Origin of the sequence: Streptomyces sp. NBC_01314 (genome assembly GCF_041435215.1) — a bacterium.
Taxonomy (GTDB): domain Bacteria; phylum Actinomycetota; class Actinomycetes; order Streptomycetales; family Streptomycetaceae; genus Streptomyces.
On sequence record NZ_CP108394.1, the window covers coordinates 6,085,358 to 6,111,697 of the forward strand.

The 26,340-nt window shown below is 70.3% G+C and carries 27 protein-coding genes and 1 riboswitch; of the genes, 16 read left to right on the forward strand and 11 right to left on the reverse strand.

All coding sequences use genetic code 11. The features are described from left to right. Positions 1-108: 108 nt before the first annotated feature. Positions 109-537, forward strand: coding sequence for an alternative ribosome rescue aminoacyl-tRNA hydrolase ArfB (gene arfB / locus OG622_RS26740; protein WP_371579157.1), 429 nt, complete (start codon positions 109-111; stop codon positions 535-537). 58 nt (positions 538-595) lie between these two features. Here the strand turns inward: arfB and OG622_RS26745 are convergent, their stop codons facing one another. Then, on the reverse strand, positions 596-1,108 hold the full coding sequence (locus OG622_RS26745) for a flavin reductase family protein (RefSeq protein WP_371579158.1): 513 nt from the start codon (positions 1,106-1,108) through the stop codon (positions 596-598). Between the two features lie 630 nt (positions 1,109-1,738). On the opposite strand from OG622_RS26745, the gene cdgB reads away from it, so the two are divergent. Beyond that, positions 1,739-3,481 (forward strand): diguanylate cyclase CdgB, encoded by a 1,743-nt coding sequence (gene cdgB / locus OG622_RS26750; protein ID WP_371579159.1) that lies wholly within the window; start codon positions 1,739-1,741, stop codon positions 3,479-3,481. 213 nt (positions 3,482-3,694) lie between these two features. Beyond that, entirely contained in the window at positions 3,695-4,666 is a 972-nt protein-coding gene (locus OG622_RS26755) for a CBM35 domain-containing protein (protein ID WP_371579160.1), read from the forward strand. 26 nt (positions 4,667-4,692) lie between these two features. On the opposite strand, the gene OG622_RS26760 is transcribed toward OG622_RS26755, so the two are convergent. From OG622_RS26760 to OG622_RS26770, 3 genes are all read right to left on the reverse strand, one after another. Beyond that, on the reverse strand, positions 4,693-5,619 hold the full coding sequence (locus OG622_RS26760; RefSeq protein WP_371579161.1) for a 1-phosphofructokinase family hexose kinase: 927 nt from the start codon (positions 5,617-5,619) through the stop codon (positions 4,693-4,695). Positions 5,620-5,796: 177 nt separating this feature from the next. Continuing rightward, on the reverse strand, positions 5,797-7,110 hold the full coding sequence (gene nagA, locus OG622_RS26765; RefSeq protein WP_371579162.1) for an N-acetylglucosamine-6-phosphate deacetylase: 1,314 nt from the start codon (positions 7,108-7,110) through the stop codon (positions 5,797-5,799). Then, positions 7,110-8,099: an ROK family protein gene (locus tag OG622_RS26770; protein WP_371579163.1), complete on the reverse strand. Its 990-nt coding sequence runs from the start codon at positions 8,097-8,099 to the stop codon at positions 7,110-7,112. Before OG622_RS26770 ends, nagA begins: the two co-directional genes overlap by 1 nt. A gap of 175 nt (positions 8,100-8,274) precedes the next feature. Between OG622_RS26770 and OG622_RS26775 the strand changes: the two genes are divergently transcribed. From OG622_RS26775 to otsB, 3 genes are all read left to right on the forward strand, one after another. Next, positions 8,275-9,585, forward strand: a complete 1,311-nt coding sequence (locus OG622_RS26775; RefSeq protein ID WP_371579164.1) for an extracellular solute-binding protein — start codon at positions 8,275-8,277, stop codon at positions 9,583-9,585. A 96-nt stretch (positions 9,586-9,681) separates the two neighbouring features. Next, a complete protein-coding gene (locus OG622_RS26780) occupies positions 9,682-9,909 on the forward strand; it encodes a DUF3263 domain-containing protein (protein ID WP_371579165.1) in 228 nt (75 codons plus the stop codon). 17 nt (positions 9,910-9,926) lie between these two features. Further along, positions 9,927-10,787 (forward strand): trehalose-phosphatase, encoded by an 861-nt coding sequence (gene otsB, locus OG622_RS26785; protein WP_371579166.1) that lies wholly within the window; start codon positions 9,927-9,929, stop codon positions 10,785-10,787. A gap of 106 nt (positions 10,788-10,893) precedes the next feature. Here otsB and OG622_RS26790 read toward each other — a convergent pair whose 3' ends face one another. Together OG622_RS26790 and OG622_RS26795 are read right to left on the reverse strand one after the other, a co-directional pair. Then, the gene (locus OG622_RS26790) at positions 10,894-12,306 is read right to left on the reverse strand and encodes a trehalose-6-phosphate synthase (protein WP_371579167.1); all 1,413 of its coding nucleotides are present in this window, start codon (positions 12,304-12,306) and stop codon (positions 10,894-10,896) included. Between the two features lie 195 nt (positions 12,307-12,501). Then, the gene (locus tag OG622_RS26795; RefSeq protein ID WP_371579168.1) at positions 12,502-13,446 is read right to left on the reverse strand and encodes a glucosyl-3-phosphoglycerate synthase; all 945 of its coding nucleotides are present in this window, start codon (positions 13,444-13,446) and stop codon (positions 12,502-12,504) included. Between the two features lie 131 nt (positions 13,447-13,577). Then, positions 13,578-13,724: riboswitch (SAM riboswitch) on the forward strand. 17 nt (positions 13,725-13,741) lie between these two features. Between OG622_RS26795 and thrC the strand changes: the two genes are divergently transcribed. The 5 genes from thrC to OG622_RS26820 all read left to right on the forward strand — a co-directional run bounded on the left by thrC (position 13,742) and on the right by OG622_RS26820 (position 19,528). After that, a complete protein-coding gene (gene thrC / locus OG622_RS26800; RefSeq protein WP_371579169.1) occupies positions 13,742-15,034 on the forward strand; it encodes a threonine synthase in 1,293 nt (430 codons plus the stop codon). A 150-nt stretch (positions 15,035-15,184) separates the two neighbouring features. After that, positions 15,185-15,460 (forward strand): MoaD/ThiS family protein, encoded by a 276-nt coding sequence (locus OG622_RS26805; RefSeq protein ID WP_371579170.1) that lies wholly within the window; start codon positions 15,185-15,187, stop codon positions 15,458-15,460. A 462-nt stretch (positions 15,461-15,922) separates the two neighbouring features. Further along, positions 15,923-16,129, forward strand: coding sequence for a cold-shock protein (locus OG622_RS26810; protein WP_046709519.1), 207 nt, complete (start codon positions 15,923-15,925; stop codon positions 16,127-16,129). A 431-nt stretch (positions 16,130-16,560) separates the two neighbouring features. Further along, positions 16,561-18,189, forward strand: a complete 1,629-nt coding sequence (gene groL, locus OG622_RS26815) for a chaperonin GroEL (RefSeq protein WP_371579171.1) — start codon at positions 16,561-16,563, stop codon at positions 18,187-18,189. A gap of 205 nt (positions 18,190-18,394) precedes the next feature. Further along, positions 18,395-19,528 (forward strand): NADH:flavin oxidoreductase, encoded by a 1,134-nt coding sequence (locus OG622_RS26820; protein ID WP_371579172.1) that lies wholly within the window; start codon positions 18,395-18,397, stop codon positions 19,526-19,528. 47 nt (positions 19,529-19,575) lie between these two features. Here the strand turns inward: OG622_RS26820 and OG622_RS26825 are convergent, their stop codons facing one another. Together OG622_RS26825 and OG622_RS26830 are read right to left on the reverse strand one after the other, a co-directional pair. Beyond that, a complete protein-coding gene (locus OG622_RS26825) occupies positions 19,576-20,247 on the reverse strand; it encodes a Uma2 family endonuclease (protein ID WP_079023865.1) in 672 nt (223 codons plus the stop codon). Between the two features lie 59 nt (positions 20,248-20,306). Next, a complete protein-coding gene (locus OG622_RS26830; RefSeq protein ID WP_371579173.1) occupies positions 20,307-21,215 on the reverse strand; it encodes a hypothetical protein in 909 nt (302 codons plus the stop codon). A 431-nt stretch (positions 21,216-21,646) separates the two neighbouring features. Between OG622_RS26830 and OG622_RS26835 the strand changes: the two genes are divergently transcribed. Continuing rightward, positions 21,647-22,531, forward strand: coding sequence for an LLM class flavin-dependent oxidoreductase (locus OG622_RS26835; RefSeq protein ID WP_371579174.1), 885 nt, complete (start codon positions 21,647-21,649; stop codon positions 22,529-22,531). Between the two features lie 25 nt (positions 22,532-22,556). Then, entirely contained in the window at positions 22,557-23,174 is a 618-nt protein-coding gene (locus tag OG622_RS26840; protein ID WP_371579175.1) for a hypothetical protein, read from the forward strand. On the opposite strand, the gene OG622_RS26845 is transcribed toward OG622_RS26840, so the two are convergent. After that, positions 23,171-23,377, reverse strand: a complete 207-nt coding sequence (locus tag OG622_RS26845; protein WP_371579176.1) for a DUF397 domain-containing protein — start codon at positions 23,375-23,377, stop codon at positions 23,171-23,173. The genes OG622_RS26840 and OG622_RS26845 overlap by 4 nt on opposite strands. Beyond that, positions 23,361-24,200, reverse strand: coding sequence for a Scr1 family TA system antitoxin-like transcriptional regulator (locus tag OG622_RS26850; RefSeq protein ID WP_371579177.1), 840 nt, complete (start codon positions 24,198-24,200; stop codon positions 23,361-23,363). Before OG622_RS26850 ends, OG622_RS26845 begins: the two co-directional genes overlap by 17 nt. A gap of 114 nt (positions 24,201-24,314) precedes the next feature. Between OG622_RS26850 and OG622_RS26855 the strand changes: the two genes are divergently transcribed. The 3 genes from OG622_RS26855 (at position 24,315) to secD (ending at position 25,712) form a co-directional block, all read left to right on the forward strand. Next, positions 24,315-24,545, forward strand: a complete 231-nt coding sequence (locus tag OG622_RS26855; protein WP_371579178.1) for a hypothetical protein — start codon at positions 24,315-24,317, stop codon at positions 24,543-24,545. After that, the gene (locus OG622_RS26860; protein WP_371584475.1) at positions 24,542-24,754 is read left to right on the forward strand and encodes a hypothetical protein; all 213 of its coding nucleotides are present in this window, start codon (positions 24,542-24,544) and stop codon (positions 24,752-24,754) included. Before OG622_RS26855 ends, OG622_RS26860 begins: the two co-directional genes overlap by 4 nt. Positions 24,755-25,034: 280 nt before the next feature. After that, complete coding sequence (gene secD / locus OG622_RS26865) at positions 25,035-25,712, forward strand: preprotein translocase subunit SecD (RefSeq protein WP_371579179.1); 678 nt, start codon at positions 25,035-25,037, stop codon at positions 25,710-25,712. 19 nt (positions 25,713-25,731) lie between these two features. Here the strand turns inward: secD and OG622_RS26870 are convergent, their stop codons facing one another. Further along, on the reverse strand, positions 25,732-26,310 hold the full coding sequence (locus tag OG622_RS26870) for a hypothetical protein (RefSeq protein WP_371579180.1): 579 nt from the start codon (positions 26,308-26,310) through the stop codon (positions 25,732-25,734). Positions 26,311-26,340 lie beyond the last annotated feature (30 nt).

Genomic DNA, 26,340 nt, shown 5'->3' on the forward strand with positions numbered 1-26,340 from the left:
AGGTTTCGACCGGGTTCGGGCCGCACTGTCGCCGGATGCGGTCGCAGTATCGCCGGGTGCGGTGAAAAGGGCGTGACGTGGACCGGACATTCGCGCGACCATAGGGGCATGTCCGGTCCTCACGTCATCCGTGGCTCCGTCTCGCTTCCCGAGGCCGAGCTCATGTGGCGTTTCTCCCGGTCCTCCGGTCCCGGCGGACAACACGTCAACACCAGTGACACCCAGGTCGAGCTGCGGTTCGACCTCGCGAACACCGAGGCACTCCCCGAGGTGTGGAAGGCGCGGGCGCTGGAGCGGCTCGCGGGGCGGCTCGTCGACGGGGTCGTCAGCGTGCGGGCCTCCGAGCACCGTTCCCAGTGGCGCAACCGGGAGACCGCCGCCGTACGGCTGGCCGCGCTGCTCGCGGAGGCGACCGCGCCGCCGCCCAGGCAGCGGCGGGCGACCCGTATCCCGAGGGGGATCAACGAACGGCGGCTGCGGGAGAAGAAGCAGCGGTCCGACACCAAGCGGGGACGGACGGGGCGGGACTGGGGCTGAGGCCCGGGGCGGCGCGCGTGGTTCCCCCGCACCCCTGACGGGGTCGGCCTTCACGCCTTTACGGGGCCAAATGCCTGTAGCGGCCCCGGAAATGAGCCAGGGGGCCGCCTCCGGGACCCGGCGCCGTCGAAGCCAGGACCCTGCCGATGACGAGGGTGTGGTCGCCGGCGGTCACGCGTTGCTCGGTGCGGCATTCCAGGGTGGCCAGGGCGCCGTCCATCAGGAGAGCGCCGGTGATCCCGCCCCGGGTGTGCGGGAGGTCCTCGAAGAGGAGGCGGTCGCTCACGCGGCCCTTCATGGCGAAGCGGCCGGCGACGGTGCGCTGGTGGTCGGAGAGGATGGAGACGGCCCACAGGGGCTGCTCGTCGAGAAGGTCGTCCATGCGGGAACCCTCGCGGAGGCTGACCATGACGAGGGGCGGGTCGAGGGACACGGACATGAACGAGGTGGCCGTCATGCCGACGTCCTCGCCGCGCGGCCCCTCCGGATCCAGCGCCGCCTCGTGCGCGGTCACCAGGACCACACCGGCCGCCAGTCGGGACATCGCGGCACGGAACTCGTCTTCACTCACCCCCTCAGCATGCCCGCCGGACATGGAACGGGGGGCAGCCGGGGTGCTTCGCGCGACCACGGACGGATTTGCGTCAGGAGCGGGAAGAACAGGAAGAGCGGGAGGAACAGGAAGAGCGGGAGGAACCGTAGGAACGGTGCGCGGTGGCACCGGCAGGGCTGAGGGTGGGGTCTTCGACACGTCCGCACGCTAGTCCTCGGCGACCGGCCGACACATCGGGCCAGGGTCCGACCCGTCTCCCGGACCTACGACCTAGGGCGAACCGCCCGGCCGCACTCAGTCCCACGCGGCGCCGCGTGGGCCCCCGATCGGCTGCCCCGATGGGCTGCCCCGATCGGCCTCGATCAGGGCTGATCCGACCCGCGCACAGTGCCTACACAGAGTTCTGAATTCTGTTCAATAAGCGCACGCGAGAAACGCATAAACTCCACTCAATTGCTCATCTTCTGTTGTGACTTGAGTCACAGGAGCCATATTTTGTTGACCCTGTGTACCGAGTGGGCTTCACGCTGTGATTCAGTGGCGGGGACGCTGCAAGCTGTAAGCGGGAACTGTAAGCGGTAGTAAGCCCGCGAGTTAAGCAGGTTACCTGGAGCCTGGAGCTGCCACGAGATCTCGGGGGGAGGGCGAATGGAAACCGACTCGGAGCCCTACGTCCGTCTGACGACACTGCGGCAGCTGCACAAGGTGATGGCGGACATGAACACCGCGCGCAGCCTGGCCGACACGCTGCAGACCGTCGCCGACGGCGTGGTCAACGGCCTGGGCTACGAACTGGCCTGCGTGAACCTCGTCCGCCCCGACGGCGACCTCGTCGTCGCCGCCCTCGCCGGGAACAGCGCAGCCGAGGCCCTGATCACCGGCCGTGTCGGCTCCCGCGACGCCTGGGACCGCCGACTGACCATGGGTGAGGCCTGGGGCGACCTGCGGTTCATACCGCACACCGAGGGCTGGGTGCTCGACGAGGACGACGTACCGCAGTGGTACACCGACGGTCCCGCTCCCCGGTTCGAGGACGAGTGGCATCCGTCCGACCGGCTCTTCGCCCCGATGTACACCCCGGGCGCCCCTGGCGCCTCCTGCGGCGAGCTGCTCGGCGTCGTGTCCGTGGACCGGCCGCGAAACGGTCGCCGACCGGGCGCATGGGGACGGGAAGCGCTTCAGATGTACGCGTTCCAGGCCGCCATCGCGATCAGCAACGCTCGCCTGCGCGCCAACATGCAGCGTGCACTGGTCAGGCTCGAAAGGGAGCAGCAGGCGCTGCGCGCCAGCGAGGAATCCTTCCGGCAGGCCTTCGAGTACGCCCCCTCCGGCATGGCCATCGCCGAGATGGGCGGCGATCAGCACGGCCGGATCCTGCGGACCAACGACGCGCTGTGCCGGCTGCTCGGGCGGCCCGCCTCCGCGATGCGGCGCTACTCCTTCTCCGACCTCGTCCACCCCGAGGACATAGGCACCCTCCTGCGGACCTCCGCCGAGGGCGGGCGCGCGGAGCTGCGGCTCGGGCGGCGCGACGGGACGTACGTGTGGGTGTCGCTGCGCAACAGCGTGGTCGCGGACGCCGCCGACGGGCCCCGCTTCCTGCTCACCCACGTCGAGGACATCGAGGAGCGCAAGCGGCGTGAGCTGCAGCTCGCGCACCGGGCCTCGCACGACGCCCTCACCGGGCTGCCGAACTCCGCGGAGCTGCGCTCGCGCCTCTCCTCCCGTCTCTGTCAGCGCCCCCAGTCGCTCCCGGCCGGCGCGGCGGCCGACTCGATGAACGCGGCCTTCGGGCAGGTCGGGGAGCAGGGGGAGTTCGGGGAGCACGGTGCCGCCGAGCAGGCGGCGCGGCTGCCGCACCCGTCGTTCGACGAGTACGAGGCCGCGGGACACCACGGGCACGCCTTCGACTTCCACATGGCCGGCGGACCGTACGACGCCTTCGACCACCATGTGCACACCGTCGCGCCCGAGGACGAGCGGGACGACGGGACCAAGGGGCTCGCGGTGCTCTTCTGCGACCTCGACGGTTTCAAGTCGATCAACGACCGGTTCGGGCACAACTCGGGCGACGCCGTCCTCATCGAGGTGGCCCGGCGGCTCAGCCGGGGCGTGCGCGACGGCGACACGGTGGCCCGGCTCGGCGGCGACGAGTTCGTCGTCCTCGCCGACGGCCTCGGCCGCGCGGACGCCCAGGACCTCGCCGTACGCCTTCGCAACGAGATCATCCAGCCGATTCGGGTCGACGGCCGCGCGATGCGCGTCGGCGCCAGTTTCGGCATCGGATGGGCGCACTGCGGAATGACGGCGGACGAGGTGTTGAAATCAGCTGACGAGCGGATGTACGTCGAGAAACGATCTCGTCCCAGGCAGCACAGGCGGGCCGGATAGCGGTCGGAGTGACACCCGCGACATGTAGGGATAAGCCCAGGTCAGAGCCGGGCGGCGGCTGGAAAGTGCCTGGTGGGCGGTGGGTCGGCCGGGTGATGAGGTCCGAGTCACCCGTTTGGACCATCACGAGCGGGTAGGCTCGCTCTCCTACACCCCGACGCAATAACCCGCCACCCGTACGTGTATGTACCGCACCGCTGAGGAGACCTAGGGATGACGCCCGGCAACAACGGCGCGAGCACGCCCGAGGACGACGACCCGTTCGGCTACCTCTACGAGGACGGGCAGGCCAGAGGGGCCCAGCCGCCCAGCGCGAGCTACGGCTACCCGAACGCGGTCAACCGGGCGCGACCGGTCGGCGAACGCCAGTACGGGCAGCAGACCCAGCAGGCTCCGCAGGCTCCCACCGCGCAGTACGGGCAGGTCCCGCAGCAGGGGTACGGCCAGCCGCAGGGCGGCCCCGGCCAGCCGAACGCGCACTACCAGGCCCCCGAGAGCTTCTCCGGCGGCGCCCCGACGACCCGTCAGCAGGGTCACGGCGGGGGTGGCGGCCGAGGCCGTGGCCCCAACACCAAGGGCCTCCTCACCGGTGCGATCGCCGTGCTGGCCGCGGTGGTGATCGGGATCGGCGTCGCCATGCTCAGCGACAACTCGAAGGACAACGCCGGCAACGACACCGGCGCCTCCACCACCCCCACCACCGGGGAGAGCACCGACCCCAGCCCGTCGGCCAGCAAGTCGAAGAAGGCGGAAGCCGGCGAACTCCCCAAGGCCGAGGCCAAGACCCTCCTCCTCGGCGGCAACGCGGCTATCGCCTCCGACATCTCCGGCGCCAAGTCGGAGGGCGGGTTCTACGTGGGGAACTTCAACTCGGTCGGCTCGTCCATCACCTGGAAGGCGGAGGACGTCCCGGAGGGCGGCAAGTACACGCTCTACGTCATCTACGGCGTCCCGGGCAAGGACGCCAACGCCACCCTCACGGTCAACGGCACGGCCCAGGGCCGCGCGCTGAACCTGGCCAACTTCTCGAAGGGTCCCGAGGGCGACTACGAGAAGGGCTGGACGAACACCTACGCGTCCATCCAGCTCAACAAGGGCAGCAACGAGATCAAGATCTCCTGCGAAGACGGCAACTCCTGCGACGTCAACTTCGACCAGCTGTACTTGGAGAAGGGCTGGAAGTGAGGCTCGCCCTCAAGGGCTGAGCCCGCTCACGCCGCAGTGACCTCCCCCGTCACCGTCACCTGCCCCACCAGCTCCTCGTACGCCTGACGGTCGAACTCGCCTGCCACCGGGGTCAGTACGGTCGCCGCCGACAGGGCGACGGCTCGGGCCAGGCGGTCGGGCCAGGGGAGGCGGTCGATGAAGCCGGACAGCAGGCCCGCGACCGCCGAATCGCCCGCTCCCGTCGGGTTGCCGTGGAAGCGGCGGGGCGGGGTGGCGCGCCAGCTGCCTTCGGGGGTGTGGGCGAGGACGCCGTCGGGGCCGAGGGAGGCGACGACCGCCTGGGCGCCACGGCGCCGGGCGTCCCGGGTCGCGCGGGACGGCTCGTGGGAGCCGGTGAGTTCGGCCAGTTCGTCGGCGTTCGGCTTCACCAGGTCGGGGCGGGCCGCGACCCCGCGCCGCAACGGCTCGCCGCTGGTGTCCAGCAGGACCGGGACGGACAGCGTGCGGGCGGTACGGACCAGGCCCGCGTACGCGCCCACCGGCACCCCCGGCGGCAGACTGCCGCACAGGGCCACCACCGAGGCGGAGCGCAGCAGATCGGCGTACGCCTCCTGGAAGGCGGACCACTCGGCGGGTGTGATGAGCGGGCCCGGTTCGTTGAGCTGGGTCGTGTCGCCGCTCGCGTCGGCCACGGCGACCGTCCGGCGCGTCGCCCCCTCCACCGGGACCAACGCGTCCACCACGCCCGGTGTGTGCGTGAGTTGCTCCTGCAGTGCCCGGCCGGTCGCGCCGCCGACGAAACCGGTGGCCGTCACCTCGTGGCCGAGTGCCGCGAGCACCCGGGCCACGTTCAGGCCCTTGCCGCCGGGGCGTTCGGTCACGTCGGTCACCCGGTGCGTGGCGTGGGGCCTCAGGTCCCGTACGCGATAGGTGATGTCGAGAGCGGTGTTCAGTGTGACCGTGAGGATCACCTGGACCTACCCCCTTGCGTCTCGACTGCGCGGAGGCTCGATCATGCCAAATGGGCGGCGGTCGGCCCAGTCCCCCCGGGCCGACCGCCGCACTCCGCACCGCATGTCAACGACCGGACGGAGCAGGTCGGTTGGGGATCGATCGCCCGTAGGTCGGTCCGTAGCTCAGTCCATAGGTCAGTCGCCGAACGGGTTCACCACCCACTCGCCCTTCCGCAGCACTCCCCTCAGCTCGAAGTCCGCGTCGAGGAGGACGAGGTCGGCGTCCTTGCCCGGGTCGAGGGAGCCGATGCGGTCGTAGAGGCCGAGGAGTCGCGCCGGGTTGGCGGAGAGGGCGGTGACGGCGTCCTCGACGGGGAGGCGGTCGACGGTGACGGCGCGTTTGAGGGCGCGGTCCTGGGTGAGGGTCGAGCCCGCGATCGAACCGCCCTCCACCAGGCGGGCCACGCCGTCCACGACCTCGACCGCCAGCGGGCCGAGCGTGTAGAGGCCGTCGCCGAAGCCGGCCGCGTCCATGGCGTCGGTGATGAACGCGACCCGGTCGGCGCCCGCGTGACGGAACGCCAGCTGGAGGGAGGCCGGGTGCAGATGCGTACCGTCGTTGATCAGCTCGACGGTGATCCGCTCGTCCTCCAGGAGCGCCGCGATCGGGCCGGGCTCGCGGTGGCCGAGCGGGGGCATCGCGTTGAAGAGATGGGTCGCCACGGTCGCGCCCGCGTCGATGGCCTGAACCGTCTGCTCGTACGTCGCGTCCGTGTGCCCGATCGCCGCGATGACGCCGTGTTCGGCGAGGAGGCGTACGGAGTCGAGGCCGCCGGGGAGTTCGGTGGCCAGGGTGACCATGGCCGCCCTGCCGCGCGCCGCGTCGATCAGCTTGCGGACGTCCGCCGGGTCGGGGTCGCGGAGCAGTTCCTCGGAGTGGGCGCCCTTGCGGCAGGGGGAGATGAACGGGCCCTCGAAGTGGATCCCGGCGATATCGCCCTGTTCGGCCAGCTCGGAGAGGAGACCGGCGCGGTGGGCGAGGCCGTCCATGTCGCCGGTGACCGTGGAGGCGACGAGGGTCGTGGTGCCGTGGAGGCGGTGGGTGCGGATGCCGTGGAGCACGTCCTCGACGGTTCCGGAGGTGAAGGAGGCTCCGCCGCCGCCGTGGTTGTGGAGGTCGACGAAGCCGGGGACCACCCAGTGGTCTCGGACGTCGATGGTGTGGGCGTTCTCCGGGGCGTCGGCGGCGATCCTGGTGCCGTCGATGACGAGTCGGCCGTTTCTCACGGTGCCGGTGGGGAGGACGACGTGGGCGCCTTCGAGGACGTAAGGGTGCGCGTTGGGTGGCGACTGCGGGTGTGTGGGGGCTGGTCGCGCCCACGCGGCGGTAGCCGCATGTTCAGAGTCGCCCCGCGCCCCCTTCGGGGCGCTGTCGGAACCGGCGACAGGACGCGCGGCCCCTGACGAGGCGCTGCCGTCGGACCCGGTGTCGGAAAGTGTGGGGGCCATCAGGTGGTTACCTCCGAGGGGTCCGAGGGGTCCGAGGGGTCCGTGGGGGCCGTGGGGGCCGTGAGGTCCGTGGGGGTGATGAGGTCCCAGGCCATCAGGCCGGCGCCCAGGCAGCCCGCGCTGTCTCCCAGGGCGGCCGGGACGAGGGTGGGCACCTTCTGGAAGGTGACCCGGTCTTCGACGGCGGTACGCAGCGGTGTGAACAGGGTTTCGCCGGCCTCCGCCAGGCCGCCACCGATGATGAGGGTGCGGGGGTCGAGCAGGGTGAGGGCGGTGACGAGGCCGTCGGCGAGGGCGTCGACGGCGTGCTGCCAGACGGCTCCGGCGCGCGGGTCGCCCGACTCGACGGCCTTGGCGCAGTCCGCCGCGTCGGCCCCGGGGTCGCCGGAGGCCTCCGCCCAGGCCTGGCTGACGGCCGCCGCGGAGGCGAACCGTTCCAGACAGCCGTGCTGACCGCAGGGACACGGGATGCCCCCGGGCCGTACGACGATGTGGCCGATCTCGCCCGCGAAGCCGTGGGCGCCCGCCTCCACCCGGCCGTCGACGCCGATCGCGCCGGCGATCCCGGTGCCGAGCGCCACGAAGAGATAGCGGTCCGCGCCCCGGCCCGCACCCACGCGCCCCTCCGCGAGCCCGCCGGTGCGCACGTCGTGGCCGAGGGCGACCGGGACGCCGCCGAGGCGCTCGGCGAGGAGCGCGCGCAGCGGGACGTCGCGCCAGCCGAGGTTGGCGGCGTAGACGGCGACGCCCCGGCCGGAGTCGACGATGCCGGGCACGGCTACCCCGGCGGCGGCCGCCGGCTCGCCGAAGCGCCGCTCGCCGTACGCGCGCAGCTCGGCGGCGAAGTCGAGGATCGAGGCGACGACGGCGTCCGGCCCGCGCTCGCGCTCGGTGGCGAGCCGCGCCCGGTGCAGCAGCTCGCCGCCGGCCCCGATCAGTGCGGCCTTCATCCCGGTGCCGCCCACATCGAGGGCGATGACGTGTCTCACGGAGACAGTGTGGCCCTTCGACCCATGAGAGGTCTAGTCCACTACGTGGTGTAGACCTTATGGTGTAGACCTCATGGAGAAGTCCGAGAAGTTGAGAGATGGACGGTCTTGAACGCGGGGCCTGTGATTCAGGCTGTTGTGCGCGGGGCCCGTGCGACAGGTTGGGGCAGTACGAGTGGGACAGCGGCAGGGGCAGCGGCGGACGAAGACCGGTGTCAGGAACAACGGAACGGCGGCACAGGCCGCACTGTCCGCGCTGGGACTGATGGCGACGCTTGCGGGCTGCGGTGCCTCGGAGGCCGACGGCTCCGGCGTCACCCTGAGGCTGGTCGCCGCCGACTACGGCGACTCCAGGGCCAACAGCTCCCGGAAGTACTGGGACGCGGTGGTGAAGGCGTACGAGAAGAAGACCCCGGGCGTCACGGTCGACGTCAGCGTCCTCTCCTGGAACGACGTCGACCGCAAGGTCAAGGAGCTGGTCGCCGCGGGTGAGGCGCCCGACATGGCGCAGGCGGGCACGTACGCCGACTACGCCTCGGCCGGCAGGCTGTACGAGGTCGACGACCTGCTCTCCATCCCCGTCCAGGCCGGTTTCCTCCCCCAGCTCGCCAACTCGGGCGAGGTGCGGCGGGTCGCGTACGGGATGCCGTTCGCCGCGTCGACGCGCGTCCTCTTCTACAACAAGAAGCTCTTCGCCGAGGCGGGCATCGACAGCGCCCCGCGCAGCTGGAGCGAGCTGGCGGCCGATGCCGAGGCCCTCGACAGGGCCGGCGTGAAGACGCCGTACGCGCTGCCGCTCGGCTCCGAGGAGGCCCAGGCCGAGACCATGCAGTGGCTGCTCAGCGGCGGGGGCGGCTACACCGACGACGTCGGCACCTACCGGCTCGACTCCGACGACAACGTCCGGACCTTCACCTGGCTCAAGGACAAGCTGGTCGACAAGGGTCTCACCGGGCCGACCGCCCCCGCCGACCTCAACCGTGCCGACGCGTTCGACGCGTTCGCGCGCGGTGAGGTCGGCATGCTCAACGGGCACCCCAGCCTGATGCGGATGGCCGCCGACGAGGGTGTGGACTACGGCACGGCCGCCATGCCGGGGCGCGACGAGCGGGAGCACGCCACCATGGGGGTCACCGACTGGATGATGGCCTTCAAGCAGAACGGCCACCGGGACGAGATCGGTGACTTCCTCGACTTCGTCTACGGCGACGAGAACGTGCTCGACTTCTCCCGTGAGTACGACCTGCTGCCGGTGACCGCGTCCGCGTCCGAGGAGATGACCGCGGACAAGGACGACGCGGATCTCGGTCCCTTCCTCGACGCGCTGCCCGACGCGGAGCTGTACCCCGTCGGCAAGACGTCCTGGGCGGACGTCAGCGCGGCGGTCAAGGAGCAGATAGGGCGGGCGGTGCGGCCCGGGGTGGAGCCGGGGGTTGTGCTGGAGCAGTTGCAGCAGACGGCGGCGGTTGCGGACCGGGAGGAGTGAGGGGCGCAGCCCCTGCTTTTCAGGGGCGCGGGGAACTGCGCGAGAAGCCCCACTCGCCCGCGGCCGAATGTCACACCCGTCCGTTACCGTCGTCGCATGGAAGAGCTGGCGGCCCGTGAACAGGCGATCCTCGCCGTGGAGCGGCAGGGCTGGGCGGGGCCCGGGGCCAAGGAACGGGCCATTCGGGAGCGGCTCGGTCTCGCTCCCGTGCGCTACTACCAACTGCTCAACGCCCTGCTCGACGACCCGCGTGCCCTCGCCCACGACCCGGTCACCGTGAACCGGCTGCGGAGAGTTCGGGAGGCACGCCGGGCAGAGCGATGACGGATAGGGTCGGAGGCATGGGCAGCCACAAGGACGCAGAGAACCCCAAGGCCACCTTGCCGACACCCGTGACCCCGGCCGGGCGGGACGCGCTGGACGCGATCCTCGACCGTCCCGGCCGTACGGTGATCGCGCTGGACTTCGACGGCACGCTCGCCCCGATCGTCCCCGACCCCGAACAGGCCCGCGCCCACCCCGACGCGGTCGCCGCACTCGCCGCACTCGCCCCCAAGGTCGCCTCCGTCGCCGTGGTGACCGGCCGCCCGGCCGGTGTCGCCGTCCGGCACGGCGGCTTCGCCGGCGTCCCCGGTCTGGAGCACCTCGTCGTCCTCGGCCACTACGGCGCCGAACGCTGGGACGCCGTCACCGGCACGGTCAGCGCTCCCGCCCCGCACCCAGGTGTCGCGGCGGTCCGCGCGGAGCTGCCCGGCTTCCTCGACAGCGTCGGCGCGTGGCAGGGCACCTGGACCGAGGAGAAGGGCCGGGCGCTTGCCGTCCACACCCGCCGCGCCACCGACCCCCAGGCCGCCTTCGAAGCGCTGCGCGCCCCGCTCGCCGATCTCGCCGCCCGCCACGGCCTCATCGTCGAACCCGGCCGTCTGGTCCTCGAACTCCGCCCTCCGGGCATGGACAAGGGCGTCGCCCTCCGCGACTACCTGACGGAGACCGCCGCCGAATGCGTCCTCTACGCCGGCGACGACCTCGGCGACCTCCCCGCCTTCGCCACCATCGAGAAACTCCGCACGGAGGGCACCCCCGGCCTCCTGGTCTGCAGCGGCAGCACAGAGGTCACGGAGCTGTCGGAGAGAGCGGACCTGGTGGTCGACGGCCCGGCGGGGGTCGTACACCTGCTGGCAGCCATCGCCGAGCACGTATAGCGAGGGGGCGCGCCAAGTTCTGTCAGGGGCGCGGGGAACTGCGCGATCAGCCACGACGATCCCGCACCCGCCCCCAAACAGCTCCCCCGAGCTACTCGGCGCCCCCTCACCCCTCCAACGCGCGCAACTGATCCAGGAACCACTGCGTAGGCGGCAGCGCCGTGGCCGCCGCAGCCAACCGCTTCGTCCGCTCCGCCCGCTCGGCCGCCGGCATGCGCAGCGCCTCGTGCAACGCCCGCGCCGTGGCCACCACGTCGTAGGGGTTCACCACCAGCGCGTCGTCGCCCAGTTCCTCGTACGCCCCGGCCTCCCGCGACAGCACGAGCGCGCATCCTTCGTCGGTGATGACCGGGACCTCCTTGGCGACGAGGTTCATGCCGTCCCGGATGGGGTTCACCAGGGCCACGTCCGCGAGCCGGTACGCCGCCAGGGACCGTGCGAAGTCGTCCTTCAGATGGAGGATGACCGGGGTCCAGCCCGGCGTCCCGTACCGCTCGTTGATGTCGTCCGCGACCCGCTGGACCTCGGCCATGTAGTCCCGGTACACCGCGAGGTCCTGCCGCGACGGGTACGCGAAGGCGACGTGCACGACGCGCTCGCGCCAGGACGGCTGGTCGTCGAGGAGCTGCCGGTAGGCGTGCAGGCCGCGCACGATGTTCTTGGAGAGTTCCGTGCGGTCGACGCGGACGATCGTGCGGCGCGGGGTGCCGTCCGGGGCCGTACCGATCTGCTCCCGCAGCAGGGCGATGCGGTCCTCGACGTCCGGCTGGTGGGCGCGGGCCCGCAGGAAGTCCGCGTCGGCGCCCAGGCCGTGCACGCCGATCCGGGTGCCGGACGGGTTGCCGGGGCCCAGGACGGCGCGACAGCACTCGGTGAACGCGTCCGCCCACCGCTGGGTGAGGAACGCGGCCCGGTCGGCGCCGAGGATGCCGTCGAGCACCTGCGCGGCGATGTCGTCGGGGAGCAGCCGGAAGTAGTCGACGGGTGCCCACGGGGTGTGCGAGAAGTGGCCGATCCGCAGGTCGGGGCGGAGTTCGCGCAGCATGCGCGGGACCAGGACCAGGTGGTAGTCCTGGACCAGTACGGCCGCGCCGTCCGCCGCCTCCTGGGCGAGCCCCTCGGCGAAGGCGCGGTTGTACGTCTCGTATGCCGCCCACTGGCGCCGGAACTCCGCGTCGAAGACGGGCTCCAGCGGGGTCTGGTAGAGCATGTGGTGCACGAACCAGAGCGTGGAGTTGGCCACGCCGTTGTAGGCGTCGTGGTGTACGTCGGCGGGGATGTCCAGCATGCGCACGCCGGGCTCGGCGACGCCGCGTCGTACGGCCTCGCGGTCGCCGTCGCCCAGCGCGGAGCACACCCAGACGGCGCCGGAGGCCGGGTCGATCGCGGAGAGGCCGGACACGAGGCCGCCTCCGCCTCGCTTGGAGGTGAGGTCGCCGGTCTTCTCGTCCAGCGTGTAGGTGACGGGTCCCCGGTTGGACGCGACCAGGACCCGGGCCGCGCCGTGCGTTGATGCCATAGGGCTCAACCTAGCCCGGGGGTTCGGCGGTCAAACGTGCGGCTCGGCCGTATACAGGAGTGCCTATGGGGGGTGGGGGTGAGGGTGGTGTGGCGGGTGCGGGTCCGGTGGGGCTTCTCGCGCAGTTCCCCGCGCCCCTGAAAGACCAGTCCCCACCGGACCCGAACCCGCCCACGAACCGAACCCCCCACCCCCTCACGCGGCCTTGCGCTCCGCGTACTCCGCGATCTCCACCATCGGCTGCCGCTCCTCCAGGTCCACCGAGTACGTCCGGGGCACGAACCCCTCCCGCCCCCGTTCGAACTGTGTCAGGACGGGGCGGATCAGGTGGCCGCGGGCCAGTCGGAGCTGAGCCGTGCGGTAGATCGCCGCGGACATGCGGCCCAGCGCCTGCCCGTCCTGGTGGCGGTGTTTGCGGACGCCCACGTCGACCTGGGACAGGGCGTCGAGGCCGACCAGATGCAGCGCGTCGACCAGCATGCCCAGCTCCACGCCGTAGCCGACGGGGAACGGGAGCTGTTCCAGGAGGGAGCGGCGGGCCGCGTACTCGCCGCCGAGCGGCTGGACGAAGCCGGCCAGCTGGGGCCAGTGCATGTTGAGGAGGGGGCGGGCCATGAGTTCCGTCACACGGCCGCCTTGGCCGGCGGCGGAGCCGAGGGGGCGGTCGTACATCGCCTTGACGAGGTCGACACCGGGGTCCGTGAGCAGCGGGCCGACGATCCCGGAGACGAAGTCGGACGAGAACTCCTTGAGGTCCGCGTCGATGAAGCAGACGATGTCGCCCGTCGTGACGAGCAGGGAGCGCCACAGGACCTCGCCCTTGCCGGGCACCGCCGGGATGCGGGGCAGGATCGCGTCGCGGTGGACGACCTTGGCCCCGGCCGCCGCCGCGACCTCGGACGTCCGGTCGGTCGAGCCGGAGTCGACGACCACTATCTCGTCGACGAGCGGGACCTGCCGCATGAGGTCATGACGGATGATCGCGACGATGTCGCCGACCGTCTCCTCCTCGTTCAGCGCGGGCAGGACGACACTGACCGACTGGCCGCCGGCTCGTTTCGCGGCCATGATCTTGTGGAGCGGTCGGTCGGCCATGGACCAGGAGCGGGTGCTCAGCCAGCGCTCGACTTCCTTCAGCACAGTGCGCGGCTCCTCTGCGTTCATCTCGCGGTTCGGACTGCTCTCTCAACTGTCCTGGCCTTCGGTTACAGTCTTGGACAACGCTGGTGACCATCGCATGTCGGTGCTCGTCCGCGTATACAACCAAATACCGCTCATCCAGAGGGGCAGAGGGATACGGCCCGATGAAGCCCCGGCAACCCTCCAGCCGGTCTGACCACGTTGTCGTGGTGAGGCTCCCGGCTCGGGAAGGTGCCAAATCCGTCTCACGGCGAAGTGCGTCGTGAGGAAGATGAGGAGAAAGGGCCTCCCCTCCATGGCTGCGCAGACTGTTGCAAGCACCACCGATTCCCCCTCCACAGTAGACCTCGGCCCCGCCGCCGCCCTGAGCTGCCGCGAGTGCGGTCACCGCGTTCCGCTCGGCCCGGTCTTCGCCTGTGAGGAGTGTTTCGGGCCGCTGGAGATCGCGTACGACTACTCCGCCTACGACACGGAAGAGCTGCGCAAGCGGATCGAGTCGGGCCCCGCGAACATCTGGCGGTACGCGCCCCTGCTGCCCGTCCCGGCCGACGTGGCCACCAAGCCGAACATCAACCCCGGCTGGACCCACCTCGTCAAGGCCGACAACCTGGCGGCCGCGCTCGGCGTCGACACCGGCAAGCTCTTCATCAAGGACGACTCCGGCAACCCGACGCACTCCTTCAAGGACCGCGTCGTCGCCCAGGCGCTGGAGGCGGCCCGCGCGTTCGGCTTCACCACCCTCTCCTGCTCCTCCACGGGCAACCTGGCCGGCGCCGTCGGCGCCGCCGCCGCCCGCGCCGGTCTGCGGTCCTGCGTGTTCATCCCGCACGACCTGGAGCAGGGCAAGGTCGTCATGGCCGCCATCTACGGCGGCGAGCTCGTCGGTATCGAGGGCAACTACGACGACGTGAACCGCTTCTGCTCCGAGCTGATCGGCGACCCGGCCGGTGAGGGCTGGGGTTTCGTGAACGTCAACCTGCGGCCGTACTACGCGGAGGGCTCCAAGACCCTGGCGTACGAGATCTGCGAGCAGCTCGGCTGGCAGCTGCCCGACCAGCTGGTCGTGCCGATCGCCTCCGGGTCGCAGCTCACGAAGATCGACAAGGGGCTGCAGGAGCTGATCAAGCTCGGGCTCGTCGAGGACAAGCCGTACAAGATCTTCGGTGCGCAGGCGGAGGGGTGCTCGCCGGTGTCGGTGGCCTTCAAGGCCGGACACGACGTGGTGCGGCCCCAGAAGCCGAACACGATCGCCAAGTCGCTCGCGATCGGCAACCCGGCGGACGGGCCGTACGTGCTCGACATCGCGCGGCGGACCGGTGGGGCCGTGGAGGACGTGACGGACGAGCAGGTCGTCGAGGCGATCAAGCTGCTCGCGCGGACGGAGGGGATCTTCGCGGAGACCGCCGGCGGGGTGACCGTCGGGGTGGCGAAGAAGCTGATCGAGGACGGGCTTCTCGACCCGACGCTGACCACGGTCGTTCTCAACACCGGTGATGGCCTGAAGACGCTCGACGCGGTGGCCGGGACGGGACTGACCGCGACCATTCGGCCCAGCCTTGATTCGTTCCGTGCGGCCGGTCTCGCGTAAGGCCCGGTAGTCGTTCGTCTGCGGGTCCGTGGGGGCTGGTCGCGCCCACGCGGCGGTAGCCGCACATCCAGCACAGCCCCGCGCCCCTGAAGGGCCGGCACAGCCCCGCGCCCCTGAAGAGGCGCTGCACCCGACCGGAGGTCGTAAGTCATGAGCGTCAACGTCCGTATCCCCACCATCCTTCGTACCTACACCGGCGGTAAGGCCGAGGTGAGTGCCGAAGGTGCGACTCTCGCCGAGGTCATCGCCGATCTGGAGAAGAACCACAACGGGATCGCCGCCCGGGTTCTGGATGATCAGGGCAAGTTGCGGCGGTTCGTGAATGTGTACGTGAATGACGACGATGTCCGGTTCGAGCAGGGGCTGGAGACGGTCACGCCGGACGGCGCGGGCGTGTCGATCATTCCCGCGGTCGCCGGTGGCTGACCGCCGATCAGTACCGGTCGGTAGTAACCGTCGGTAACTTCGATTACCGAGAGTTCATCGAATTGCCCCCTCCGCGAGAGAAGCGGAGGGGGCAATTCTCTATGGTTGAGCACGGTACAGTTGGGGAAGCCGGTCCGATCGCCCTACTGATTTCATGCCGGGCGCATATCCGATCGAGCCGAGCGCCCTATATGAAGTAGCCAAAGTGTGTATGCCTTTTGCGTACTTCTTCCCTTTTGTGGGGCCCGACTTGCCCTGAATTCAGGCGAATTGTTCGTACATTCCCGACCGGTCGTGTCCAGAATTCTCGTCCGATTGACCTGTTGCAGAGGGCAGTTGGACAGATACATTCGGCCGCGGTCGACGCGTTCCGGCGCACACCCCCAACCGTTGGGGGGTGAGGTCTGACCCGGATCCGCGAAGTGTGGATCTGTGCAAGGGCCAGTAATAGGGGAGTTAGGCATGGCTCAGGGCACCGTCAAGTGGTTCAACGCGGAGAAGGGGTACGGCTTCATCGCGGTCGACGGTGGTGCGGATGTATTCGTCCACTACAGCGCGATTCAGATGGACGGTTACCGCACCCTGGAAGAGGGCCAGCGGGTCGAGTTCGAGATCTCGCAAGGCCAGAAGGGGCCGCAGGCGGACATGGTCCGACTCGCGGTCGGCTGAAGTAACGCGCCGGGTTTAACGCAGCGACGTTCTTCGTTCTTCATGGGAGGGCTCGCACCCCGTACAGGGGGTGCGAGCCCTCCTGTGTGTGCGGCCGGTGGCTGGTCCGTGCCCGTCCGTGCCCGTCCGTGCCCGTCCGCGTCCGGTCCGCGTGCGGTCACCGACGGGTCCGGGGCGGGGTCGCGCGGGGGGTCGCGCACGGGGGTGAGGGGGCGCGTTCACCTGCGGATCATCGAGAGGCGCTTGCACTCGACCATGCCGAGTGCTAATCATTGGCGTTAGCACTCTGAAGGTGAGAGTGACAATGAGGATCGGGTCGGTGAGGCCCGCAGGCCATGTGGGGCAAGGAACCACGAGGTCGGCGAGCCGTCCGTCGCGGGCGCCAGCACGGTCCGGAGAAATCCACCCCCTGTCCGGGAGGACCACTTCACATGGCCAAGATCATCGCGTTCGACGAGGAGGCACGGCGCGGCCTCGAGCGCGGCATGAACCAGCTCGCGGACGCCGTCAAGGTGACGCTCGGCCCCAAGGGCCGCAACGTCGTCCTCGAGAAGAAGTGGGGCGCCCCCACGATCACCAACGATGGTGTCTCCATCGCCAAGGAGATCGAGCTCGAGGACCCGTACGAGAAGATCGGCGCCGAGCTGGTCAAGGAAGTCGCGAAGAAGACGGACGACGTAGCCGGTGACGGCACGACGACCGCGACCGTCCTGGCCCAGGCGCTGGTCCGCGAAGGCCTGCGCAACGTCGCCGCGGGTGCCAACCCGATGGCCCTGAAGCGCGGCATCGAGAAGGCCGTCGAGGCCGTCTCCGGTGCGCTGCTCGACCAGGCCAAGGAGGTCGAGACCAAGGAGCAGATCGCCTCCACGGCCTCCATCTCCGCCGCCGACACCCAGATCGGCGAGCTCATCGCCGAGGCGATGGACAAGGTCGGCAAGGAAGGCGTCATCACCGTCGAGGAGTCGCAGACCTTCGGTCTGGAGCTTGAGCTCACCGAGGGCATGCGCTTCGACAAGGGCTACATCTCGGCGTACTTCGCGACCGACATGGAGCGCATGGAGGCCGTGCTCGAGGACCCCTACATCCTCATCGCCAACTCCAAGGTCACCAACGTCAAGGACCTGCTCCCGCTCCTGGAGAAGGTCATGCAGTCGGGCAAGCCGCTGCTGATCATCGCCGAGGACGTGGAGGGCGAGGCCCTCTCGACCCTGGTCGTCAACAAGATCCGCGGGACCTTCAAGTCCGTCGCGGTCAAGGCCCCGGGCTTCGGTGACCGCCGCAAGGCGATGCTGAACGACATCGCCATCCTCACCGGTGGCGAGGTCATCTCCGAGGAGGTCGGTCTCAAGCTCGAGAACACCTCCATCGACCTCCTGGGCCGTGCCCGCAAGGTCGTCATCACCAAGGACGAGACGACCATCGTCGACGGGTCCGGCTCCTCCGAGCAGGTCCAGGGCCGGGTCAACCAGATCCGCGCCGAGATCGAGAACAGCGACTCGGACTACGACCGCGAGAAGCTCCAGGAGCGCCTGGCGAAGCTCGCGGGCGGCGTGGCCGTCATCAAGGCCGGTGCCGCGACCGAGGTCGAGCTCAAGGAGCGCAAGCACCGCATCGAGGACGCCGTTCGCAACGCGAAGGCGGCCGTCGAGGAGGGCATCGTCGCCGGTGGTGGCGTGGCCCTGCTCCAGGCCTCCTCGGTCTTCGAGAAGCTTGAGCTGACGGGTGACGAGGCGACCGGCGCCAACATCGTGCGTCTCGCCCTGGAGGCCCCGCTCAAGCAGATCGCCGTCAACGGTGGTCTTGAGGGCGGCGTCATCGTCGAGAAGGTGCGCAACCTTCCCGTCGGCCACGGCCTCAACGCCGCGACCGGTGAGTACGTCGACATGATCGCCGAGGGCATCATCGACCCGGCGAAGGTCACGCGCTCCGCTCTGCAGAACGCCGCTTCCATCGCCGCGCTCTTCCTCACCACCGAGGCCGTCATCGCCGACAAGCCGGAGAAGGCCGGTGCCGGCGCCGGTGCCGGTGGCGGCATGCCGGGCGGTGACATGGACTTCTGATCGACCCTGGTCGATCACAGTCCTTCAGTACCGAGGGCGGCACTCCCTGGACGCAGGGGGTGCCGCCCTCGGGCGTGTCCGGGGTCACATCGGACGCGGGTGCGGCGGCGGAATTCCGTGCCGGGCGGGGCGGTTGGGAGGAGAGACGCTAGATGCGTGCGCATGTAGTGCATGTTCCATCCGATGTCCCCCGAGGAGTCCCCACGTGACCACCGCCTCCACCTCCACCTCCGTCTCCCGCGCCTCCGAGGTACTGTCCCGACCCGTCACGATCAACGGTCTGACCGTTCCGAACCGCATTGCCATGGCGCCGATGACGCGGGTGTTCTCGCCCGGTGGTGTGCCGGGGGCGGACGTGGCCTCGTACTACGGGCGGCGGGCGGCCGCGGGGGTCGGTCTGATCGTGACCGAGGGGACGTACGTGGGGCACGAGACGGCCGGTGACACGGACGGGGTGCCGAGGTTCGCCGGTGAGGAGCAGCTCGCGGGGTGGGCGAAGGTCGCGGAGGCGGTGCACGCCGGGGGCGGCACGATCGTTCCGCAGCTCTGGCACATCGGGGCCGTCCGGCAGCAGGGCAAGCTCTTCCCGGACGCGCCGGTCCTCGGCCCCTCCGGTCTGCGGACCGACGGCACCGAGGCCGAGGGCGGCCGGGCCATGACCCAGGCCGACATCGACGAGGTCATCGCGGCCTTCGCCAAGTCCGCCGCCGAGGCCGAGCGCATCGGCATGGACGGCGTGGAGATCCACGGCGCCCACGGCTACCTGATCGACCAGTTCCTCTGGGAGCGCACCAACCGCCGTACGGACGCCTACGGCGGTGACCTCGTCGCCCGTACGAAGTTCGCGGCGGAGGTCGTGGCGGCCGTGCGGGATTCCGTGTCCGCCGACTTCCCGGTCATCTTCCGCTACTCGCAGTGGAAGCAGGAGGGGTACGACGCGCGCCTCGCCGAGACGCCGGAGGAGCTGGGGGCGCTGTTGAGCCCGCTCGTGGCGGCCGGGGTCGACGCGTTCCACGCGTCCACGCGCCGCTACTGGGAGGCGGAGTTCGAGGGCTCCGAACTCAACCTCGCGGGCTGGACGAAGAAGCTCACCGGCAAGCCCACCATCACCGTCGGCTCGGTCGGCCTGGACGGCGAGTTCCTCGCCGCGTTCTCCGGTGAGGGGGCGACGCTCAAGGGTATCGACGACCTGCTGACCAGCCTGGAGGCCGACGAGTTCGACCTCGTCGCCGTGGGCCGCGCGCTCCTCCAGGACCCGGAGTGGGCCGCGAAGGTGCTCGACGGCCGCTTCGGCGAGCTGAAGCCGTTCGCGCCGGCCGCGCTGGGCTCGCTCAGCTGAGGCGGTGCCGGGCCCACGAGTCCGGTGGGCCCGGCATGGGGGGCGGGTCAGTCGGCGTAGTCCTTCAGTTCTTCCGTGTCCAGGGTGAAGCCGAGGGGGTCGGGCAGTTCCACCGGGGTTCCCCAGGGGGATGGGGTGATCTGCTGGTAGCTGCCGTCCTTCGGCTCGCTGTACACGACGACGGTCTCCTTGTCGCGATCGACGAGGAGGTAGACGGGGATGTCGACTGCCGCATAGCCGACGGGCTTGTCGATGCGGTCTCGCTGATTGGTGTCGCGGTCGTGTGAGGTGATCTCGACGACCATGAGGACGCCGTTGGAAGCGGACCACTCCCCGTGGCCTTTGAAGTGACCCCGTTGCGCGAGAGCTCCGTCCGTGCGAGCGCGACCTTTGCGGTAGGCCTCGGTCCTGACTCCGCGCTCGTGGTAAAGACGCAGGCCGGGGCGATGCTGCAGGCACTGCTCCAGCAGCCACATGAAGATCTCGCTGTGGTTGCCGTCCGGCATGGCCTTGACCTCAAGTTTTCCGTTGATGTACTCAAGCCGGACGGTCTCCGGTGCCCGCCGCTCCAGTTCCTCGAAGTCCTCGACGCTCAGTGGGTCCCTGGTCCGGACTCGCCCGTCGACGAATTCGAGCCGGACGTGCTCCGGTGCCACGCTGGCGAGTTCCTCGAAGTCCTCGACGGGCATCTGTGGACGTTCGGCGGTGCTGGGGGTCATGGCGTCGCCTCCTCCCCTCCATCGTGCCCTGGGGTGATGCCTGCGGACCGTAGGAGCGGTCATGCGGGTGTCCTTTCTCGTGGCTGTTGTGACATCGCCGCACGGATCTGGGCCGCGTGGGTGTGCACTGCGGCGGAGGACAGGGGCGTGTTGGGTCGAGCGGGGGCGCGTTCGCCCCGGCAGGCGCTGCACATGCCGCCCGGTAGGGCCTCCGGGGGGCCCGGGGTGCCGCATTCACCGCACTCCAGCATGCGGAGAGGCGGGCGTACGGGGTCGGGGGCGGGTGCCGGTTCCGGGGGGAGCTTGGTGACGAGGCGGGTGCGGAGGAGGGCTGCCGGGCTGTGGACCGGGGTCGGGAGGCCGGAGGCCAGGGCCTGGCGGATCGTCTCGTCGGTGGCGCCTCGCTCGAACCACGGCAGCAGGAGTGGGGCCAGCGCCGCGCACTCCGCCTGGGAGAGGGAGAGTGCGGGGGTTGCCCGGCCCAGGGCGGCCAGGAGGATGTGGGCGCGGGAGCGAGTGGGGGATCTCTTCGGGTCCTGCCCCTGCTCCTGCGGTACGTCGCCCCGCGTGAACCTCGCCCACCAGTCGTCGTCCCGTGCCGTCCGGGAGAACCACGATCGGGTGATCCAGCGGGAACTGCCCGACTCGGTCTCCACGGACTCACGGCCCCGGCGCAAGTGGCCCGCTTCTTGGAGCCGGTTGAGGGCTGTGCGGAGCGCGCACTGCCCGTACGTGAGGGTCTTGGCCAGCGTCTTCACGGAGATGTCGGCGCCCTCGGAGAGGCGGTCGATGTACGCGGCGATGGCTGCCTCGCGGGGTGGGAGGTCCGCGAAGTCGTGGGCCGTGCGGGGGTGTTGGCCGGGGGCGGTGCGTTTGCCGTAGCCCGGGTTGGCCATGGGGTGGGGGCGCGGAGGGTGCGGGTCCGCGTGCGCGGGCAGGGGGGCAGCACTAAGGTTGGCAGAAGCCATGGGATCGCTGTTTCCGATCTCGTAGGTCAAGCCCCCGCAGGTGTTGGTAGCACCTGGCGGGGGCTGTTTCGTCTGCGGGCACGGTATCAGCATCGTCACTGTGCGTGGCAAGTCGAACGCGTCAAGTCAACTCGCCGGGTGGGAGGGTGGGTTGAGGCCCACCTCCCAATCCTTAGAGAGAGGGCTCGGAGCTGGGGGCTTGAGCTTCGGGGCGGTGATCGGGGCGTTAAATCGGTCGCCGGGGGCGGGGCCGCTGAGTAGCGTGGTGGCACTTCGACGATCACGCTCTCCAGTAGGAAGCCGCAGAAACGGGAGCGGACGCGCACAGCGGTTGGTCTACGGCTGTCTGTGCGTGGTGATGAAGCGGGCGGCAGTGAATTTGCCCTGCCCTTCTTCCGCTTTCCGCTTTCCGCTCACAGGAGTGATCCGCCATGAGTTCCGTAGCCGTACCCGCACGCATACCCGTCGGGCTCGGTCTGCCCGTCGACGACCCCGCCGGCCTGCTGACCTGGGCCCGGCTCGCCGAGGAGAGCCAGTTCAGCACGCTGGGCCTGCTCGACCGGCTCGTCTACGACAACCCCGACCCGCTCGTCACGCTGGCCGCCCTCGCCGGGGCCACGAGCCGTATCCGCGTCCAGACAGAGGTCCTGCTCGCGCCGCACTACAACACCGCGATCCTCGCCAAACAGACGGCCACGCTGGACCGGCTCTCCGGCGGGCGCTTCACCTTCGGGATCGGGGTGGGTGGGCGTGAGGACGACTGCCGGGTCGCCGGGATCGACATCCGGCGGCGCGGGCGTCGGCTCGACGAGCAGATGGAGCAGCTGCGTCGGGCGTGGTCCGGGCAGCCGTACGGGGAGGGGGTCGGGGCGGTCGGGCCGCTGCCCGCCACCCCCGGTGGGCCCGAAGTCCTCTTCGGCGGCTTCGCCTCCGCCGCCCTCGAACGTGTCGCGCGCTGGGGCGACGGTTTCCTCGGCGCGGCGCTGCCTCCGGCGTACATGGACCGGATGTTCCGTGACGTCGAGACCGCCTGGGAGAAGCACGGGCGGACCGGGCGCCCGAAGCTCGTGGCCCAGGTCAACGTCGCGGCCGGGGCGCCGTCCGTGATCGCCGACGCCCGCGCCAACCTGCTGCGCTACTACGCCTTCACCGGGCGCGCGGAGTACATGGCGGAGGGGTTGCTGACCACGCCGGACGCGGTACGGGCGGCTGTCGCCGGGTTCGCCGGGATCGGGGCGGACGAGGTGATCCTGTACTGCTGGTCCTCGGACCCCGGCCAGATCGGCCGCCTCGGTGAAATGCTGTTCGATCAGTAGGTGTTGTTGAGGAACGGGGGCACTGGTGGGTAAGAGGCATGTGCGGAAAATGCTGCGGAAGATGGAGAGCGGTGAGCCCGTGGAGCTCAGCGTCAGCATGACGACGATGAAGGGGCTCACCCGACTCGCCTTCCTCGCCCAGCAGTTCGGGTACGAGTACGCGGACCTGAACCAGGTCGACAACAGGTTCGCGCTGCGCATCGTGCCCGACCCGAGCCGGGAGGGCCGGGAGCGGGCCGCGCGCAACCGGGAGCGGTATCCCGACGCGCGGAACGGGGGCTCGCTGCCGCCCGTGGCGCCCGACGAGGCCGGACTTCTCAAGGCCCGGATGCTGTTCGACCTCGGCCGCCAGTTCACCGACAAGCAGCGGTTCGCCCTCGCGGGTATCCCCATCACCGGGATGGTCGCGGGCATCGGATACCGGTTCGGGGACGGCACCACCGGCGTCGTCGTCTCCGTCGGCGTCTGGGCCGCGCTCATGGGCCTGGCATACGTCGGGCTCGTCGCCAGTCGACGTCGCCACGTCAGGTACACCGCCCAGCTTGAGGCCGCCGGGTTCACGCCGGTGACCGACCAGGGCGGACGGCTGAGGTATGTGCCGCCGGGCAGACAGCTACCGGGTCACGGGAACCCGTTCGCCTAGCGCGACTTGAGGTCCTCGACGAACAGGGACCACGCCTCGGCCCGGAACACGAGCTTCGGGCCGAGGGGGGTCTTGGAGTCGCGGACGGGGATGTGGGTGGGGTGGTTGTCGGCGACTTCGAGGCAGTTGCCGCCGCTGCCTTCGCTGTAGCTGGACTTGTGCCAGATGGCCACGCTCAGGTCGTACTCAGAGATGTTCCTCATGTGCGTAATCCTGAGCCATCGCTTCGAGCATGGCTAGGGACTTCTCCGGCGAGAGCGAGACGGCAGTGAGGAACTCGTGGGTGCGTCGCTGGAACCGGACGGTGGCCGGGTCGTCCTCCAGGCGTCCGGAGCCGACCCCCTCGAAGTAGAGCAGGGTTGGGGCGTCCGCGAAGTCCATCAGCTTGATGGAGCCCTCCATCGACGCGTGGGCTCCCGCGTCGAACGGCAGCACCTGCACGATGATGCGGTTCCGGCGGGCCAGGGTGGTGATGTGGCGCAAGGCCTCCGCCATCACCGCCCGCCCGCCTGTCACGCGACGCACTACCGCCTCGTCCAACACGGTCCAAAACAACGGATTTGTTTCACGTTCGAGGATGTGGGCCCGCTCCATCCGATGGGCCACCTTCTCTTCGATCACCTCCTCCGAAGCCGTGGGCCGATACGCGCGGAACACGGCCCGTGCGTACGCGGGTGTCTGCAGCAGCCCAGGGATCAGGAGCGGCTCGTACTGCCGGATCTCCGTAGCCGCTGCTTCCGCTTCGACTGCTTCCGTGAAGTGCTCTGAATACTGGGACTTGGCCACCGCCGTGCAATTCCGGCTGAAGAAATCGCCCGTGTCGAGGGCGACATCGATGAGGCGGGCGATCTCCGGCTTCAAGCGCCGCGTCGCCTTTTCCAACTGCCCTACGAACGCACCGCTCACAAACAGTTGCTGACCCAACTCCTCCTGGCTGAGACCTGCCTTGTCCCTGGCATGGCGCAGCTCCGCGCCCAAAAGCGCTCGGGGTGACGACGACGGGTCCAGATCCTTCGGTCCTGGCATGGGCACAGCTCCCTGTCCAGCAGACCCCATGTTGGGGCGTCGTATCTGGCCAGGCTAGAGGCCCTTCAGACACGCTGTGTGGTGAATCGGAAACCCAGCGTGGAGGAAGCGGACGTGAAGAACAGAGCGGCGGCGAAGGGGCGGAGCACAGTGCGGACGACCGAGGAGGCCGTGGAGCAGCTCGACCAGGCGCTGCGCGGAGTCGGCATCGTGCTGCCGTCGCTGCGCGTCGACCCGGTGACCGGGGCCAGTGAACTGCCGTACCCGCTCGTCGAGTTGGGCTGCTGCAACCTCCAGGTCGCCGCCAACCTCGCCGCCGTCCTGCGCAACGCGGCGGAGACGTGACCGCGCCGCAGCGGTCGTACGCCGTGGACGTACGCAACGGGCGGCTCGGTGAGGTGATGGGCCGCGAGGGCGGTTACGTGCAGTTGCGGCCGGTCGGGGGCGGGCGGGAGTGGGACTGTCCGCCGGACACGCTGCGCGAGGCCGCTCCGGGGGAGGTGTTGCGGGCGCGGGTGCGGCAGGTCAACGGGGAGGGGCGGCTGCCGTGTTGAGCGGTTGGTGGCACTTGGAGTGAAGGTGTCCCCTTTGCCGAGCGGCCGTGTCAGGCTCACGCTTGGACGGTCACGGATCGAGGGACGGGGGACGGCTGTGCGCAGGATGTTCGGGCTGGTGGTGTGTCTGGTCGGGCTGGTGTGCGGGTGTGGTGGCTCGGGCAGTGGCTCGGGCGGTGACTCGAAGGCGGCGGGGTCGGACAGGCCGCGCACAACGGCGGCGGCCTCACCCTCCGCTTCCCCCTCCGCTTCGGGTTCCGCACGCGGAGGCCGGGCCTTCGTGACGTTCACGTCCGCCGAGCCCGTGAGCCCGGCCACCCTGGAACGGGCCGCCGGGCTGATGCGGGACCGGGCAGAGGAGGCCGGGCTGACGGGTGTCGAGGTGACGGTCGAGGAGAAGCGGCAGATCACGGTGGCCGGTCCGGCCGGCCGGCAGAAGTCGCTGGAGTCCCTCGGCGCGCCGGCCGAGCTGGCGTTCCGCCCGGTGCTGAACCAGGTGCCGACGGAGGACGAGGGCACGTGCCGGGCGGTCGTGGACGCGTCCCCGTCACAGCCGCTGACCGCGTGCGGGAAGACGCAGGACGCCCTCTACACGTACGAACTCGGCCCTGTCGCCCTGCCCGGCACGGATGTGTCCGACGCGCAGGCCGACATCGACGCGGCGCGGGGGGCGGGCTGGTTCGTGACGCTGGACTTCACCTCGGCGGGCGCGAAGAAGTTCGCCGACGTCACCGGTCGGCTGGCCCAACAGACCCCGCCGCAGAACCAGTTCGCCATCGTTCTCGACGGCACGGTCGTCTCCGCCCCCTCCGTCAGCTCCGCGATCACCGGCGGCAAGGCCGAGATCTCCGGCAGCTTCACCAGCCTGGAGGCCGAGGAACTGGCGGCCAACCTGAACACGGGCGCCCTCCCCGTACGCCTGAAGGTGTCCTCCGTGACGACGCTGCCGGCCGATTAGGGAGCGCGGCGCGGCACGCTCACACGTTCCCCATCGGCTCGATGTCCACCTTGACCGGCTCGCCCCAGATGCGCGTCACGTCGTAGTCGGTGAACTCCTGGACCAGGCGGTACGCGATGGCGGGGCGCGCGCCCCGGCGCTGGGCGGTGAGGTACAGCTCGGCCTCGCGGCGGTCGCGGCGGGGGGTGCCGCAGAGCTGCCAGACCTGGCCGTTCCACGCCTCCGGGAGCCAGCGCTCCTGGGGCTGGGGGCGGTCGTCCCGTACGCCGTAGCGGGAGGGGGTCGGGGTGGCGGGGCCGGTGGGGCGGGGAGGGCCGTAGCTGTCGTTCAGCTGGGTGCGGCGGGCGGCGCGGCGGCGGGTCTCGCAGAACAGACAGCCGTCGGGGGCCTCCTCGTCCACCGGGCCGTTCGGATGCTCGGCGCAGCGGGTCGTCGGCTTGGCCGACGTGACCGTCTCGTCCAGCAGGTCCAGGGCTCGTTTGAGGTCCGCCTTCACCTCGTGCAGCCGGGCGTCCGGGCTTTCGGCGTTCAGCGCGTCGCCGTGCTCCCCTAGGAGACGCAGGGCGCGGCCGAGGGCGGTGAGCTGGGCGTGGTTCACGGGGCTAGGTCCTTCCCTGGAGACATGAGA